We start from the raw sequence: 15869 nt of genomic DNA, 5'->3' as shown, positions 1-15869 counted from the left end.
CGCAGGGAACCACTGACGCCAATGGTCAGGTATCTGTCAGTCTGGTAAGCACCACTGTCGGCGCTGCGACTCTGGTTGCAACCCTGGCCGATGGCACGACTGCCAGCGTTAATACGCTGTATTTTGTGGCTGTGCCTGTTATTTATCCGGGAGAAAAAGTGTCGGTCATCGACTCTCAGCCCGATGAAGATAACCCCACCATCGCCGTAACCGAGTATGAGAAAATCCTAGCCAAGGTGAAAGATATTCTGATTTTCTTGGGCCATGACGTCGAAGCGGTATTTGACGAAGCGGTGGCCCTTGCCAAGAAGTTGTAAGGGGAACCATGGAAAACCAACACCGTAAAATCTCCGGTTATCGCGACTTGACACCGGAGGAAATCGACCTGATGAACCGCATCAAAGCGAAGGGTGCCGAGTTGTTGGCGCTCCAGGCTGAACTTGCCGGCCGCCTGAGAACCGACCATGAGGTTAAGTTTTCCGCCGCGTGCGATGCACAGCACGGAACTGACTTCGATGTTTATCAGGGTGCATCGGACGAGGCACAAGAATTCCGCCGCTTTGCCGCGGCCGAACCCCAGCGCTGGGCAGCTATCGGCAAGACCGATATCCAAACCGGCATCATGGCGCTGGTGCGAGCGGTGGCCCAGCCGACGACCTGTTAATCAGTGCAAGAGCCTTTTACCTTTTCCTGAAAGGCTCTGACAGTGTTTGCCTAAATCTGAGTAACTATCAAAAATGTTCACGTCTGACCAGAAAATGCGTGAGGCATCCATTTACACTTTCACCTGTTGAGTTACTTTAGAAGTTCCGATTAATCAGGTGGACTAGAAAATGGGATACGCAAAAAAAGGTTATCTTAAAGAAACATTGCATTTCAAAAGTGACGCGGGAATTAGTTACAAGTACGAGATTTACCAAAAAAGCGATGGGACAGGCTTTTATGCACTGATAAGTAGATTTGACCCTGTAGTAGACGACTCCGATATGTATTTGTGGGTATATCAAAAAGAAGAGCTACCGTTTGGTCCTAATATCACCATAGTAGAAGATGCCGCAAACAAAGCGGAAGAGCATTTTAATGAAAATTTGAAAGCAACCTAACCGCTTTAGGGCGGTTTTTTAATGTGTGTATCACCGCTGGCTTTCAATGAGAGCCAGCGCTAATGCGCAAGCAAAGTCATCAGCAACACTCACCGCCATCAAGGCTTGGTTGCTGGTGGCTTTTCATGTTCTGGAGTAATTGTGACTGCCGCAATCCCACGCGCCTGCCGTTATCACGGTTGCCGCAACACCACTACTGATCGCTCGGGCTATTGCGAAGCCCATCGCAATACAGGATGGGAAAGCCACCAACGTGGCAAGAGCCGGCATGAGCGCGGGTATGGCCGCAAATGGGATGTAATCCGCCCGCGCATCCTGAAACGCGACCGGCACCTATGCCAAGAGTGCCTACGCCAAGGCCGAGCCATACCGGCCACCACTGTGGACCACATCATACCCAAGGCGCACGGCGGCACAGACGCCGATAGCAACCTTGAAAGCCTATGCTGGCCCTGCCATCGCAGTAAGACAGCAACCGAGAGGACTCGATGACACGCGATGAAGAAACAGTTTTGCTGTTCAAAGGTCTGATTGCGTCATTGACTGCCGAGCAGCAGGTAAAGGTGAACGAGTGCCTGACCACCATCAGGCAGATGATACAAGACCATCCGGATGGTGAGGCGGTGATAGCCATCGGCCTGGTTGGCGCCGAGTTGCAACAAGCAGCCTGATGCGTTCATCAAACGAGAATGACTATCAATTGTCATTCAAATGAGAATCTTTCGCATTTCAAATGATAATACCTCTCATCCATGCTGGGGAGGGGCGGGTCAAATCGCTACCCCTCTCACGCCGCGGGACCGCCGCCTTGGGCCTATTTTTACGCGCCCGAAATAAGGAATTTTTTTTCGACATTTTTTAACATTTCGGGAGGGGTATGGGAACGTCGGTTCGGGCGGCCGGAGGAGGCCGAAAAAGCAACTCGACCGCCAAACACAAAAGCAGCCTAACCCGGATCGCGCCGCCGGCGGAGTTGATGAGCGACATCGCGATCAAGATTTGGAAAACCCAAAGCAAAATTCTCATAGAGCGCGGCACATTTGAACTTGAAGACGCGCCGTTGCTGCTGGCGTACTGCAATTCATTCCATTTGATGATTGTGGCCGAACAGGTCATCGCGACTCAGGCATTGAAAGATCTCGAAAATAAAGGGTTGGCGGATTTAGGCGGTACCGGTGGTCTGAAAAAACATCCGGCCGTCGCCGTTCGCAATGATTGCGTTTCACAATTGGCGCGCCTGGGTTCGTTACTCGGCTTGGATCCGCTTAGCCGGCTACGCATGATCGGCGGCGGAAACGATGATGACGACGAGAACGAATTCGATGAGTTCTAATTATGGCCGCATACCCGAACGTAAATGCCGCCCAGCAATACGCCCGGGAGGTCATTAGCGGGAAAGTTCCCGCCTGCAAATATGTCCGCGCCGCCTGCCAGCGGCACTTTTCCGATCTGGAAAAAGCCAAGGATAAAGCCTGGCCTTACCGGTTTGACCGCGATAAGGCGGAACGCGCCTGCCGGTTTTTGCAAAAGTTGCCGCACACCAATGGCAAATGGGCCAAGCAAAAGTTGCTGATTACGCTGGAGCCGTGGCAGCAGTTTATTTTTTCAATGGTGTTCGGCTGGGTCAAAAAGAAAAACGGCATGCGCCGCTTTCGCGAGGCGTACACCGAGGTACCGCGTAAAAATGGCAAATCATTGTTCGCTGCCGGTGTGGGTACCTACATGTTTTGTGCCGATGATGAATATGGCGCGGAGGTGTATTGCGGCGCCACCACGGAACGGCAGGCATGGAAGGTGTTCAAACCGGCGCTGATGATGGCCATGAGATTGCCCAACCTGCGCAAGCGATTTCAGGTCAAGCCCTGGGCTAAAAAGATGACCCGGCCAGACGGTTCGGTGTTTGAACCTATTATCGGTGACCCGGGCGATGGTGACTCGCCGTCGTGCGCGCTGATAGACGAATACCACGAACACCCGACGGATACGCTCTATACCACCATGACCACCGGTATGGGCGCCCGGGCGCAGCCATTAGCCTGGATCATCACCACCGCCGGCTTCACGCTGGATTGTCCGTGCTATGAAAAGCGCCGCCAGGTGACTGAAATGCTCGACAATATCCTCCCCAACGAGGAACTGTTCGGCATTATCTATACCCTGGATGAGGACGACGACTGGACCCAACCCGAGGCGTTGACCAAGGCCAACCCCAACATGGGTGTTTCGGTCGATGAAGATTACCTGCTGGCGCAGCAGCAACTGGCCATCAGTGTGCCGTCGCAGACCAACAAGATTAAAACCAAACATTTTAATCTCTGGGTATCCGCGAAATCCGCCTATTTCAATCTGGAGAAATGGAAATCCTGTGCTGACCCGACGCTGAAAATTGAGGATTTTTACGGCGAGGAATGTCATGCCGGTATCGACCTGGCGTCCAAACTGGATTTGAACTGCGTCTGTCCGGTTTTTACCCGGATAATCGACGGCAGAACACATTATTTTTGCGTTTCCCCGGCCTTTTGGGTGCCGGAGGACACGGTGTTTTCAACTGATCCGGCCATCAAACGCACCGCCGAACGTTATGCGCGGTTCGTGAATATGCAAAAACTGATCGCTACAGACGGCGCCGAAGTGGATAACCGGCAGATATTCGAGCATATCGTCGGGCTGAATGCGCATGTGAAGGTGCTGAGTTGCCCTATTGATCCCCATGGCGCCACCAGTATTTCGCATGATCTGGCCGATGAGGGATTGCAGCCCATCACCATCATCCAGAATTACACCAATATGAGTTCCCCCATGATGGAGCTGAACGCCGCCATTGCCTCGGGGCGGTTTCATCATGACGGCAACCCGGTCATGACCTGGTGTATCAGTAACGTGGTGGGGAAGTATGTACCCGGCAGTGATGATGTCGTCCGACCGACCAAAGAGGGCAATGAAAACAAAATCGATGGCGCGGTATCGCTCATCATGGCGATCGGTCGGGCCATGCTTAACGAAAAAGAGGAATCATTATCCGATCACCTCGAATCATACGGAATAAGGTCACTCTAACGGAGCGCTGTAAGGCGATATATTTATGATCCTACCTGTATTGTCCTTGATTGTAGGGATTATCGGCGCGTTCCTGCTTTCGTTTGGCGCCTGGCTGGTATACATCCCTGCCGGTTATATGATTGGGGGACTCCTTTGCCTGCTTTGGTCATGGATGGTATCTCGCGCCATGGCGACAAATCAGGCGCAAAAACACTCCGGGGGTGAGTAATGTTCTTCCCCGCGATGTTTAAAAACGCCAATTCAACACCTGTCACTACCCCGGCGGAACTGGCCGAGATTTCCGGATTGTCTTACGACACCTACACAGGGAAGCGCGTAAGCAGTCAAAAAGCCATGCGCCTGACGGCGGTTTTCGGGTGTATCCGGGTACTGGCCGAGTCAATAGGAATGCTGCCCTGCAATATCTATAAGACCACAGACAAAGGCAAAGAGAAGGCTGTCAGTGAGCGGTTGTATAAATTACTTTCGCTCAAGCCCAACGATTACATGACGCCGCAGGAGTTTTGGGAATTGCTCGTGACCTGCCTGTGTCTGCGTGGAAATTTTTACGCCTACAAGGTCAAAGCCCTGGGTGAGGTAGTAGAACTTTTACCGCTCGATCCGGGCTGCGTCCAACCCAAACTTAACAGTCAGTGGCAGCCGGTTTACCAGGTGACATTCCCTGATGGCTCTACCGATGTACTTGGACAAGATGATATCTGGCACGTCCGCATTTTGACGCTTGACGGGCTGGTGGGGCTTAACCCGATCGCGTATGCCCGCGAAGCTATCTCCCTTGGTTTGGCTACGGAAGAACACGGTTCACGCCTTTTCAGCAATGGCGCTGTGACTTCAGGGGTATTGCAAACAGAGCAGACCCTAACGGATGAAGCCTATGCCCGCCTGAGGAAGGATTTTGAAGAGCGACATACAGGGTTGGGTAATGCGCACCGCCCAATGATCCTGGAAATGGGTCTCGAATGGAAAGCGATGGGACTTAATGCTGAAGACAGCCAATTTCTGGAAACCCGAAAGTTTCAGCTTGAAGAAATATGCCGAATTTACCGCGTCCCCATGCACATGGTGCAGAACACAGACCGAGCTACTTTCAGCAATATTGAAAGCTTGGGAATTGGATTTATTAATTATTCCCTGGTGCCGTACCTGACGCGCATTGAACAGCGGATCAATATCGGGTTAATTCAGGAATCAAAGCAGGGCACTTATTATGCGAAATTCAACACCGGCGCCCTGTTACGTGGCGATATGAAGTCCCGTTTTGATTCCTATGCCACCGCCATTAACTGGGGTATGTACTCACCCAATGACTGCTTGGAGCTGGAGGATCGTAATCCTCGCCCTGGCGGCGATGTCTATCTCACTCCCATGAACATGACGACCAAGCCGCAAGACTCGGACACGAAAAAACCAACTGAGGGAAATGGCCATGCCGATGATTAAACAACGGCTTGATATTCCGCTGAAAATTAAATCCGTTAATGATTCGGGAGAATTCGAGGGTTACGGCTCGGTATTCGGCGTAAAAGACAGTTACGGCGATATCGTGATCCCCGGCGCTTTCAGTAAATCATTGCAAAACTGGACCGAAAAGGGCGCGCTTCCAGCCATGCTCTGGCAGCACAGGATGGATGAACCCATCGGTATCTATACCGCGATGAAGGAAGACGATACCGGTCTTTTTCTTCAAGGGCGGCTATTGATCGACGATGACCCCCTGTCCAAACGAGCGCATGCCCATATGAAGGCCGGCTCAATAACCGGTCTGTCTATTGGATACATGCTTAAAGATTGGGAGTTCGATAAGGCGAAAGACGCCTTTTTGCTGAAAGACATTGATTTATGGGAAGTCAGTTTGGTGACATTCCCGGCCAATGATGAGGCGCGCGTAAGTGACGTTAAATCCCTGTTCGCCCGCGGCGAAACACCCTCCCCGAAATGTATTGAACGAGTCCTGCGCGACGTTGGACTTTCCCGCTCTCAAGCCAAGGCGTTTATGGCTGAGGGTTACGGCGGCCTGTCTCAGCGTGACGATGAAATAGGTCTAGCCTTAAACACATTGAAATCTCTAACTTTTTAATCTGGAGTACACTATGTCTGTAGAAATCAAAGACGTTGAACAAGTCGCGCAAGACCTGCAAAAAAAATTCGATGAGTTCAAAGAAAAGAACGATGCCCGCCTGTCCGCCGTGGAACAGGAAAAAGGTAAGCTAGCCGGCGAGGTGGAAACCCTGAACGGCAAACTAAGTGAACTGGATACACTGAAATCTGCATTGGAAGATGAGTTGAAGCGAGTAAAACGTCCGGGTGGCGCCACGCAGAGCAAGGAAGCCAGTGAGCATAAATCCGCCTTCATGGAGTTTATGCGCAAAGGCCGTGACGATAACTTGCGCGAGTTGGAGCGCAAGGCGCTACAGATCGGTGTGGATGAAGATGGGGGATATGCGGTGCCGGAAGAGTTGGATCGCACCATCTTGACGTTGCTGAAAGACGAAGTGGTCATGCGCCAGGAAGCAACCACCATCACTGTCGGCGGCGCTCAGTACAAGAAACTTGTCAATCTCGGTGGCACCGCCTCCGGCTGGGTGGGTGAAACGGATGCGCGCCCGGCGACCGACGCCTCCAAACTGGGCCAAATTGAGCCGTTTATGGGGGAAATCTACGGAAACCCGCAAGCGACGCAGACCATGCTGGATGACGCCTTCTTTGACGTTGAGTCCTGGATCAATAGCGAACTGTCCAGTGAGTTCGCTGAACAAGAAGAAATCGCGTTTACCAGCGGCAACGGCACCAAAAAACCGAAAGGGTTCTTAGCCTACCCCTCCACTGCGGATAAGGACGCGGCCCGCGCATTCGGTACGTTACAGTATATCCTTTCCGGCGCTGCCGCCAGCGTCACCGCCGACGCTGTTTTGAATTTGGTTTACACCCTCCGCAAGGTCCATCGCGCCGGTGCCAAGTTCATGATGAACAACAGCTCACTGTTTGCCGTGCGCATCCTTAAGGATTCGGAGGGTAACTATCTGTGGCGTCCGGGGTTGGAATTGGGGCAACCATCGAGCCTGGTCGGTTACGGGGTGGCGGAAAACGAACAGATGCCGGACATCGCCGCTGATGCGAAGGCGATTGCGTTTGGCAACTTCAAGCGGGGTTACACCATTGTTGACCGCATCGGTACCCGTATCCTGCGTGACCCGTACACCAATAAACCGTTTGTTGGTTTCTATACCACCAAGCGCACCGGCGGTATGCTGGCGGACTCCCAAGCCATCAAGCTGTTACAGATAGGCGTAGCGGCGGATTAATGTAGGGGGCTTCGGCCCCTTTGAGGCAACCCAATGATTAAATTGCTTAAAGACCTCAAATGGTCCCCGGATGGTGTGCAGATTGACATCATTCCGTTCGGGGAGTATCAGAACGGAGAAATACCCGCCCGCGCCGTGGTAATTGCGGGACATCTTGGTATTTCTGAAATCATTGAAGACTCAGGGCAGGACACCAATACCCCGGTGGAACCTGAAACTAAAAAAAGCAAAAAATAATCCGCTTCGGCGGTTTTTTTATGCCCGCCAGCCAGCGGGAAGGGGTCTGATATGATTCCAACTCCTGATCAACTCAGGGCGCAGTGCCGAATTGACGACGACGACACATCCAGCGATGCGCTGTTAACCCTTATGGCCGCGGCCGCGCGCCGCAAGGCCGAGAATTTCATTAACCGGCCTCTTTATGACGATGAGGTGCCAGAAGACGAGGACTCGGGGCTGGTGGTTACGGAAGATATTGCCCTAGCCATCCTGCTGGCCGTCGGACACTGGTATATCAATCGAGAGGCGGCCGCATCTGTTCAGCAATTACCCATTCCGCTGGGATTCAATGAATTGCTCGAACCTTATCGGATTATCCCATTATGAAGCCTGCACCCTTGACCAGCGGCGAGCGGAATAAGCGTATTATGCTGCGCCGGGTCGATGTCAGCCGGGATCCGCAATCCGGCGCAGAGCAACGGACCACGGTTGATGTTGCTACCCCCTGGGCCAAAGTTGAGCCGATTTCCAACCGGAAAATCCGCACCATTGACCAGCAGCAGGTGGTGGAGACGATATTGTTCACGCTCGCGCCCCGGTCAGATGTGGATATCGATTGGCAGGTGGTATTCGCCGGGCGGGTGTATACGGTCAGGGCGACTGACCGGACACAGTCTGACCGGCTGCTGATCACCGCGGAGGCGGATGCCCGTCATGATCGAGTATGAAATCAAAAACTCACTGGAAACCCTGACCGGATTGCCGGCGTATCCGTTGTTATTACCCGATCCGGAACAAGAGGGGGTGACCTATCAGCGTATCAGTGATCCGCGTTTTGATACCGGTCTGGTGCAAACCGCGCTGATACAGGCCCGCGTTCAGGTATCACTCTATGTCATCGACGATTATCCCCGACTACTGTCCCTGGATAAAACTGTTTGCAACGCCTGGGAGGCTATCCGGCATGGTTATCTTGGCACATGGCCGGTTCAGACGGTGATGCGGGACGGCATTCAGCAGGACCAGGCCACGTTGAGCGATAACCGGATTCAGTACCGCTTGATCCGGGATTACCTCATCTGTTACCCGGAGGACGCCGTATGAAAGGGCTGTTGCGTGTAGACGTGCAGGGCCTGGCGGAGCTGGAGCGCCAATTGGTGGATCTGGGCACCAACAAAGCGGTTAAGGTTCTGCGTGATGCCGGAAAGACCGCGCTAGCGCCGGTGATGGACGATATGCAGCGTCATGCGGGCTACGATGCGAAAAGCCCCGGGCCGCACATGCGGGATAGTATCAAGATCACCAGCACCAACCGTATCAATGATACGCAATGGCTTACAGTAGTGACATTGAAAGTTGGCCCCAGCAAGGCGCACCAAATGAAGGCGCTGGCCCAGGAGTTCGGCACCGTCAAACAGGTGGCCAGGCCGTTTATCCGGCCGGCGCTTGATTACCACAAATCCCAGGTTTTGCGCATTCTCGCCGTTGAGATCCGCGCAGGCCTATCCAGATAGTAAACCACCGAGAGAGACAAATTATGGTTGATAAGACTTCGCCGGAATATGCCATGCTGCCCGCCGGCACTGTTATCAAATGGGGCGCGATTGGCGATGAAGCGGCGGCATTGAAACCGCTAATCAACTGCAAGGCTATTGGCGCCACCGGTCAAACGGCGTCGTTTGTGGACTGCACCACGCTCATCGACACGCAAAAACAGTTTATTTCCGACGTACCAGAGGGGCCTGATAAATCCCTGGGATTTGTGGACGACCCGACCAATACCGATTTCACGGATTTCCTGACCGCGGCCGCCGCGCGCCAGACGGTGCAGTTTTACACGGAATTGCCCAACGGCCGTACCGCTACGATGATTCTGGCACTGGGTGGTTGGGAAGTAGCGGAAATTACCGCGCCGTCGAGCGATGTTATTCAAATTACCGTCTCCGGCAAACAAAACAGCATTACCTGGGGCACGGTGTCGTCCGGTTCGTGATCCGTTCGTGATCCTTTCGCCTGAATATCATTAAGGAAAAACATGTCTAAACAAAACCCGCTCCGGGCCGCCCTGTTGCGCCCGCTGAATACCGCGATACCCTGCACTCTGTTCGGCGCGGATGTCTACATCCGGCGCCTGACCGCGCAAGAGTTGATGGACTATGATGACGGGCTGGCCGCGGCCCGCGACGCCAATGATCAGAAACAATCCGCACAGTTAGGCGCCGGCCTGATTTTATCGGCGCTGGTGGATGAAACCGGCCAACCTATCCCGACCCCGGAACTCCCTACCGCCGCCGAAATCCTGGCCGTACATGACAATGCCGCATTGTTAGAGGCAATCACACTGGTGCATCGACACAGTTACGGCACGCTGGAGGAAGCGAAAAAAAACTAACTGACTCGCCGTGGCTACAACTGATTTTCAGTTTGGCTGACAGGTTCGGCGAGGCAGATCCCCGAAAAATCGCAATTTTGCCTGCAGGTATTTTGCGGCATTGGCAGGCGTATTTTGCGCTGCTGTCCGACATGCCGGCGGTGCCGGCTTCCACTCATCCTGTTGCCACTGACGATATAGACCGACAGTGCGCCGACGTTATGCGAGCACTCATGTAATGGCTGATGTTGCCTCCCTGGCGGTAGCACTGCACCTAAACAGCGCCGCCTTCAAATCCGAATCGGTAGAGGCGTTCAACGGCGCCGCATCGTCAGCGAAAAAATTTACCGATACCGTCCGACAGCAATCGGCCTCGGCTGGCGCGGCCATCTCTAAAATCGCCGTTCAGGCGGGTCATGCCGGAACACAGTTTGATGGTCTGCAGGGGCATATTTCGAAAGCCAGCACCGGCTTGGAGCAGTTTCGCTCCATGGTCAACAGCCTGGCCGGTGGCAGCAATATCGCATTAAGTACGATTGCTAATGCCATGGTGCCGTCTCTCGATCGCCTGTTTGTCAGTCTGAATACCACCTCAGGCGGTTGGAAGGCGCAACAGGAGGCCGCCCGCCAAGCGGCTACAGTGGCCGAAACAGCGGCAGCGGCTGAAATCGCCCAGGCGCAGGCGGCGCGCACTCAGGCGCAAGCGCAGATGACCGCGGCGCAGCGGACTCAGGCGGCCGCCCAGGCATCCCGGACTCAGGCGCAGGAGTTGGCGCGCTACCTGGCAACGCAATCCCAGGTCAATAAGGAACTGGGGTTGAATGTCAGCTACCAGGATGATTATGTAAAAATCAATCGCCAGGTGACCGAGGCCAATCTCGCCGAGACGGCGGCACAGGCGAAACTGGCTGCGGTCACGGAGGCGGTCACTGCGGCGGACGCGGCAGAGGCCGCCGGCAAGGTTAAGCTGGCCGCCGCCATTGAGGCTATCAGCGTCGCAAATCAAAAAGTGTCATTCACGACCCGCGCCGCCAGCGCCGCATCGGGTCTTTGGCGGGGGTTGCTATCGCTGGTGGGTGGCTTGCCAGGGCTGGGTATCCTGGCGGGGGTATCGGCCATTACCGCGCTGTATGCCGGATTCGAACAGGCCACCAAGGAAACGCAGGCATTCAACGCCGCTATCTTGCAAAATTATGGTGCCGTGGGTATGACGGCCGATCAGTTGCGCGGGCTGGCTGTCCAATTGGGGGATACCGACGGCGCAGTGAAATCGGTAACGGCGGCGGTCAAGGCCGGCTTCACCGGTGACATGCTCGAACAGGTGGCCGCCTTGGGCGCGCAAATCAATGATATGGGCGGCGATGCGGATACGCTGGTCCGGCAATTGACCAGCCTGCGCGGCGACCCACTCAAGGCCATTCAGCAGTTGACCAGTGAGGGCCTGGTCTTTAATGCCAGCCAGATAGAGCAAATTGCCAGCCTGGAGCGCCAGGGGAACATTGCCGAGGCGACGGCGCTCGCTCAACGGATATTGTTGGACCTGGTCAACCAGAAACTGAAAGATCAGCAAACCGAGATCCAGAACACGGCCGGCTGGTGGGATAAGCTCAAGGAAAAGGTTTCCGGCGCGTTGTCGGCCATTGGTCAGGCCGATATCGATAATGCCCGCGTCATGTCCAATATGATGGGCGTGGATATGGATAAGCCCGCTCGTGATGCCCAGGCAGTGGCCGATCAACAGAAAAAGCAGGCGGAAGAAAAACAAAAGCAAGCTGTGGCAGACCAAAACGCTGCATTGGCGCGCATCAAAACAGAATCCGAAATTAATGCCGCCATCAAAGCCGGCGCCGATCCCAAGAAAGAGGCCGCTCGCTTGACGGCGGAAATTACCGCCGAATACAAATCCGGAAAAATGTCTCTGGACGACTACAACCAGGCGTTAAAAGGGGTTGATAAGGAATTTGGTAACCATAAGAAAGCCTCGACCGCCGGCGTCAACGATGGTCGGAACATGCTCATACAGCTCCAGGAACAAGAGGCGGCATTGCGGGCGCAGGTGGACGACAGCAACAAACTGACCGCCAGCCAGAAAAAACTGGCGGCGTTTAATGCCGAGGTCGCCGGGTTTGACAAAAATCACCTGACGACCGGGCAAAAAAGCATTCTGGCCATGCAGGACCAAATCCGCGCCCAGTTGCAGGTGAATGCTGGGCTGGAGCAGGAGAATGCCAACCGCGCGTTGGCATTAAAATTTCAGCAGGAAAACGCCGAACTAACCCAGGCCACGGCCGAAAAACAGCAGACGGCCAATAATTCGCTGGCGGAAATGACCCTATCCTCCCCGGCGTATGAGCAAATGACGGCCGAACAGCAGATCCGTAATGATTTTGCCGCCCGGCGGTTGAAACTGGATAAAGAAACGACCAATCATTCATCGGATTTGTACCGACAGGAAACGGATTTTTTGGCAACGGAGCAGCAGCGCCAGCTGGACATTGTCGCGAATACCGCCGCCGAGAAACAAAAAATTGACGGCAGTTATTCCATCGGGTTTAAGAAAGGCGTCACGGATTGGGCGGTCAGCGCCAGCAACGCCTATGAACAGATGAAGGATTTTGCCACCAGCAGCTTTGATTCGATGGCCAGCGGCCTGGCGACGTTTGTGACGACAGGTAAGTTAAATTTTTCCACGCTGGCCAAATCCATTATTGCCGATCTCATTAAAATCCAACTACAAGTGGCGGCCTCCAGTGCGCTACAGTCGATTTTTGGCATCGGCTCCAGCCTGTTATCGGGCGTATTGGGCGGCGGGGCGTCTTCCACGGCATCAACTGCCAGTGGCGCGACCGGCGCTATGGGGTTATCGACCAGCTATACCGCCTATGCAAAGGGCGATGTTTTCGCCTCGCCGGATCTCGGCCGATATCGCAATAACATTGTCAACCAGCCGACGTTTTTCGCGTTTGCCAGCGGCGCCGGGGTCATGGGTGAGGCGGGACCAGAAGCCATCATGCCGTTGACACGCGCGTCGGATGGCTCCCTGGGAGTTCGCGCTGTTGCCAACGGCGCGCAGCAGTCGGCTGGCGCACCGCAGGTCAATATCTATATCACCGACAGCGGCAACACATCGACCCAGAGCGATACCCAGGGTTATCAGCAGTTCGGCAATGACATTGGGGCCTATGTTGACCAGCGCTATCGGACGTTGCGGGATAGGGATTTGGGCCAGGGCGGCGCGATCAGCAGAGCCATTAAGGGGCGTAAATGATCCGGACATTCAATTTTTCCCCGCGTGTCAATCCCACGGGCGATTTAACGCCGGCCGTGCGAGAAATCCAACTCGGTGATGGCTATACCCAACGGTCCGGCGATGGCATCAACAGCGAGGCCCAGAGCTGGGCGCTGACGTTTGTTGGGACGTGGGACTACATTTCCCCCATATTACAGTTTATCCGTGACCATAGAGGTTATACCGCATTCCAATGGCGCAATCCGCTGTTTGAAATGGGGCTGTATTGTTGCAAACAATATCAGGCCACCCCGCTGGGCAATAACAATTTTTCCCTCACCGCAACCTTTATCACCGCTTATCACCCATAAGGCACCCCATGGCAATTACCTCCGATCTTCAAAAGCTGGAGCCGGGCAGCAAGGTCACGCTATTTGAAGTTGACTGCGGCGCCTTTGACGGCCCCCAGCTCTATTTTCATAACCATGCTATCCCATTTACCGAAGCGGAGCTGGAGGCGGCCGGCGGAAATCCCGACTCACTGCCGGCTAAATCCATCTGGTGGCAGGGCATAGAGTATAAACCCTGGCCGACGCAGGTTACCGGGCTGGAAGTGACCAGCGACGGCAGCGCACCAACGCCGACACTGGCCGTGGGGAATATTGACGGTACCATCTCGTCGCTGTGTCTGGCCTATCAGAACCTGGTACAAGCGGCCGTCAAAATCCACACCACGTTCGCCCATTACCTCGATGCCCGAAATTTCCCCGACGGCAACGCCAACGCCGATCCGGAGCAGGAAAAAATCGAGGTCTGGTATATCGACAGCAAAACCAGCGAGGACAACGAACAAATCCAGTTCGCGCTGTCGAGTCCGGCTGATCTTGAGGGCATCATGATCCCCACCCGACAAATTCACAGCCTGTGTACCTGGGCGATCCGTAACCGGTACCGCGGGCCCGAATGCGGCTATACGGGGACGGCGTATTTCGATATTGACGATAACCCGGTCGACGACCCGAGCCAGGACGTGTGCGGCGGACTGATGAGTTCGTGCAAATGCCGGTTTGGCGATGGCAACCAGCTGCCGTTTGGTGGCTTCCCCGGGTCGGCATTGCTGAAGAGGTAATATGCGCCAACACATCGTTAAAAAACTTCTGGCGCACGCCGCCGAGACCTACCCGGCGGAGTGTTGCGGGCTGGTGGTGCAGAACGGCCGGCGGCAATCGTACATCCCGTGTCGAAATACAGCACCGGATGCCGGCGAGCAATTTCGCATCGACCCGGCCGAATATGCCGCGGCTGAGGATACCGGGACAATCGTTGCGATAGCACATAGCCACCCGGATGCCACCACGCACCCGTCACAGCTCGACCTGGCGCAGTGTGACCTGTCACAGGTGCCTTGGCTCATCGCGAGCTGGCCGGAGGGTGATGTCCGGGAGATTATGCCGATCGAGGGCATCAAACCGCTGGAAGGCCGCCCGTTCGTGCATGGCATCTGGGACTGTTACGCCATCGTTCGGGACTGGTACCGGCTGGAGCGCGGCATCGCGCTGCCAGATTTCGACCGGACGGACGGCTGGTGGAACCGTGGCGAGAATTTGTATATGAAACACTATGTCGACGCGGGCTTTATCCTGGCCAGTGGCGAGCTACAGATCGGGGACGTCATCATTATGCAGATACGGGCAAACGAGCCGAATCACGCCGGCGTTTACCTGGGTGAGGGACTCATGCTGCACCACATGTATGGCCAACTGAGTCACCGAGTGCCCTATGGCGGATACTGGCGGGAAAGAACAATAAAAATCGTTCGTTATAAAATGGCAATATAATTTTAATGATTACTGCATTGTGTTACAATTTACCCCCTTAATAAAGGAATGGGGGAACTGATGATGATATTCTCTAGGATATTGGTTTTATTAATTGTATCTTTTTGGTTAACTGCCTGCGGTCAGGAAAATAATGATCCAACTCAATTGGGCAAGAAAAGCGTGATGTCTGCTTTGAAGGATCCGGGTAGTGCGGATTTTAGAAACTTGCATTATTATGTGAAAACTCAAAACAAAGATGGAACGACGGTAGGTTTTGTTTGTGGTGAGGTTAATGCAAAAAATTCATTTGGTGCATATACCGGCTTTAAAAAGTTTATGGTTCCAGCTGGAGTTGGGGTGAAAAAAGCGGTCGCAAGCGACGCTATCATAGAGTCTGATAATGGTTTCGTATTAACTCTTATAGAAAATTCTTGCAGTTAATATATGCCATATTTCCCAGCGTGTAACGCTTCAGATTAAATTTTCGTAATATTTTTTTACTGGAGGTTAAATGTCGGAATTAAAAATTTTAAAATTATATGGCATATTAGGTGCTAAGTTTGGCCGAGTCCATAAATTGGCTGTAAACAGTCCACAAGAAGCAGTAAAAGCACTGTCGGTTGTTGTTCCCGGTTTTGAGAAGTTCATGATAAATTCCCAAGCCAAAGGCTTGACCTTTGCTGTATTCAAAGGGAAACGTAATATTAATAAAGAAGAGCTTGTGCTATCTGGAGTTAATGAAGATATTCGCATCGCTCCAATCAT

General features: G+C 53.8%; 24 protein-coding genes. All 24 read left to right on the top strand.

The annotated features are described in order from the left end of the window. On the top strand, positions 1–317 hold a 317-nt coding region (locus FCN80_RS26545), incomplete at its 5' end, for a hypothetical protein (RefSeq protein ID WP_170975512.1). An 8-nt stretch (positions 318–325) separates the two neighbouring features. Then, positions 326–664, top strand: coding sequence for an Acb2/Tad1 domain-containing protein (locus FCN80_RS24270; protein ID WP_136992902.1), 339 nt, complete (start codon positions 326–328; stop codon positions 662–664). A gap of 169 nt (positions 665–833) precedes the next feature. After that, on the top strand, positions 834–1103 hold the full coding sequence (locus tag FCN80_RS24265) for a hypothetical protein (protein WP_136992901.1): 270 nt from the start codon (positions 834–836) through the stop codon (positions 1101–1103). Positions 1104–1244: 141 nt separating this feature from the next. Next, complete coding sequence (locus tag FCN80_RS24260; protein WP_136992900.1) at positions 1245–1595, top strand: HNH endonuclease; 351 nt, start codon at positions 1245–1247, stop codon at positions 1593–1595. Continuing rightward, a complete protein-coding gene (locus tag FCN80_RS24255) occupies positions 1592–1774 on the top strand; it encodes a hypothetical protein (protein WP_136992899.1) in 183 nt (60 codons plus the stop codon). The genes FCN80_RS24260 and FCN80_RS24255 overlap by 4 nt, the downstream gene beginning before the upstream one ends. 305 nt (positions 1775–2079) lie before the next feature. Continuing rightward, on the top strand, positions 2080–2436 hold the full coding sequence (locus tag FCN80_RS24250) for a phage terminase small subunit P27 family (RefSeq protein WP_230492920.1): 357 nt from the start codon (positions 2080–2082) through the stop codon (positions 2434–2436). Between the two features lie 2 nt (positions 2437–2438). Further along, positions 2439–4160, top strand: a complete 1722-nt coding sequence (locus FCN80_RS24245; RefSeq protein ID WP_136992897.1) for a terminase large subunit — start codon at positions 2439–2441, stop codon at positions 4158–4160. 25 nt (positions 4161–4185) lie between these two features. Continuing rightward, positions 4186–4371, top strand: a complete 186-nt coding sequence (locus FCN80_RS24240) for a hypothetical protein (RefSeq protein WP_136992896.1) — start codon at positions 4186–4188, stop codon at positions 4369–4371. Then, a complete protein-coding gene (locus tag FCN80_RS24235) occupies positions 4371–5603 on the top strand; it encodes a phage portal protein (protein WP_136992895.1) in 1233 nt (410 codons plus the stop codon). Before FCN80_RS24240 ends, FCN80_RS24235 begins: the two co-directional genes overlap by 1 nt. Further along, on the top strand, positions 5590–6240 hold the full coding sequence (locus FCN80_RS24230; RefSeq protein WP_136992894.1) for an HK97 family phage prohead protease: 651 nt from the start codon (positions 5590–5592) through the stop codon (positions 6238–6240). Before FCN80_RS24235 ends, FCN80_RS24230 begins: the two co-directional genes overlap by 14 nt. A gap of 13 nt (positions 6241–6253) precedes the next feature. Beyond that, positions 6254–7465, top strand: coding sequence for a phage major capsid protein (locus FCN80_RS24225; protein WP_136992893.1), 1212 nt, complete (start codon positions 6254–6256; stop codon positions 7463–7465). 33 nt (positions 7466–7498) lie between these two features. Continuing rightward, entirely contained in the window at positions 7499–7702 is a 204-nt protein-coding gene (locus FCN80_RS24220) for a hypothetical protein (protein WP_230492919.1), read from the top strand. Between the two features lie 51 nt (positions 7703–7753). Beyond that, on the top strand, positions 7754–8071 hold the full coding sequence (locus FCN80_RS24215; protein ID WP_136992892.1) for a head-tail connector protein: 318 nt from the start codon (positions 7754–7756) through the stop codon (positions 8069–8071). Next, positions 8068–8412: a phage head closure protein gene (locus FCN80_RS24210; RefSeq protein ID WP_136992891.1), complete on the top strand. Its 345-nt coding sequence runs from the start codon at positions 8068–8070 to the stop codon at positions 8410–8412. The genes FCN80_RS24215 and FCN80_RS24210 overlap by 4 nt, the downstream gene beginning before the upstream one ends. Next, a complete protein-coding gene (locus FCN80_RS24205; protein WP_136992890.1) occupies positions 8399–8788 on the top strand; it encodes a hypothetical protein in 390 nt (129 codons plus the stop codon). The genes FCN80_RS24210 and FCN80_RS24205 overlap by 14 nt, the downstream gene beginning before the upstream one ends. After that, on the top strand, positions 8785–9198 hold the full coding sequence (locus FCN80_RS24200) for an HK97-gp10 family putative phage morphogenesis protein (protein WP_230492918.1): 414 nt from the start codon (positions 8785–8787) through the stop codon (positions 9196–9198). The genes FCN80_RS24205 and FCN80_RS24200 overlap by 4 nt, the downstream gene beginning before the upstream one ends. 23 nt (positions 9199–9221) lie before the next feature. Further along, a complete protein-coding gene (locus FCN80_RS24195; RefSeq protein WP_136992889.1) occupies positions 9222–9677 on the top strand; it encodes a phage tail protein in 456 nt (151 codons plus the stop codon). 42 nt (positions 9678–9719) lie between these two features. Further along, the gene (locus FCN80_RS24190) at positions 9720–10076 is read left to right on the top strand and encodes a phage tail protein (RefSeq protein ID WP_136992888.1); all 357 of its coding nucleotides are present in this window, start codon (positions 9720–9722) and stop codon (positions 10074–10076) included. A 217-nt stretch (positions 10077–10293) separates the two neighbouring features. Continuing rightward, the gene (locus FCN80_RS24185) at positions 10294–13323 is read left to right on the top strand and encodes a phage tail tape measure protein (protein ID WP_136992887.1); all 3030 of its coding nucleotides are present in this window, start codon (positions 10294–10296) and stop codon (positions 13321–13323) included. Further along, complete coding sequence (locus FCN80_RS24180; RefSeq protein WP_136992886.1) at positions 13320–13655, top strand: phage tail protein; 336 nt, start codon at positions 13320–13322, stop codon at positions 13653–13655. Before FCN80_RS24185 ends, FCN80_RS24180 begins: the two co-directional genes overlap by 4 nt. Positions 13656–13663: 8 nt before the next feature. Continuing rightward, a complete protein-coding gene (locus FCN80_RS24175) occupies positions 13664–14413 on the top strand; it encodes a phage minor tail protein L (RefSeq protein ID WP_136992885.1) in 750 nt (249 codons plus the stop codon). A 1-nt stretch (position 14414) separates the two neighbouring features. Further along, entirely contained in the window at positions 14415–15122 is a 708-nt protein-coding gene (locus tag FCN80_RS24170) for a C40 family peptidase (protein WP_136992884.1), read from the top strand. Positions 15123–15182: 60 nt separating this feature from the next. Continuing rightward, positions 15183–15545: a hypothetical protein gene (locus FCN80_RS24165; protein ID WP_136992883.1), complete on the top strand. Its 363-nt coding sequence runs from the start codon at positions 15183–15185 to the stop codon at positions 15543–15545. 70 nt (positions 15546–15615) lie between these two features. After that, positions 15616–15869: tail assembly protein (locus FCN80_RS24160; RefSeq protein WP_136992882.1), on the top strand; the 254-nt coding region annotated here is incomplete at its 3' end.

Origin of the sequence: Martelella alba, assembly GCF_005217455.1 — a bacterium.
Lineage (GTDB): Bacteria > Pseudomonadota > Gammaproteobacteria > Enterobacterales > Enterobacteriaceae > Acerihabitans.
The sequence above is the reverse complement of the archived record's forward strand: the minus strand, read 5'-3'. Positions and strand labels throughout refer to the sequence as shown.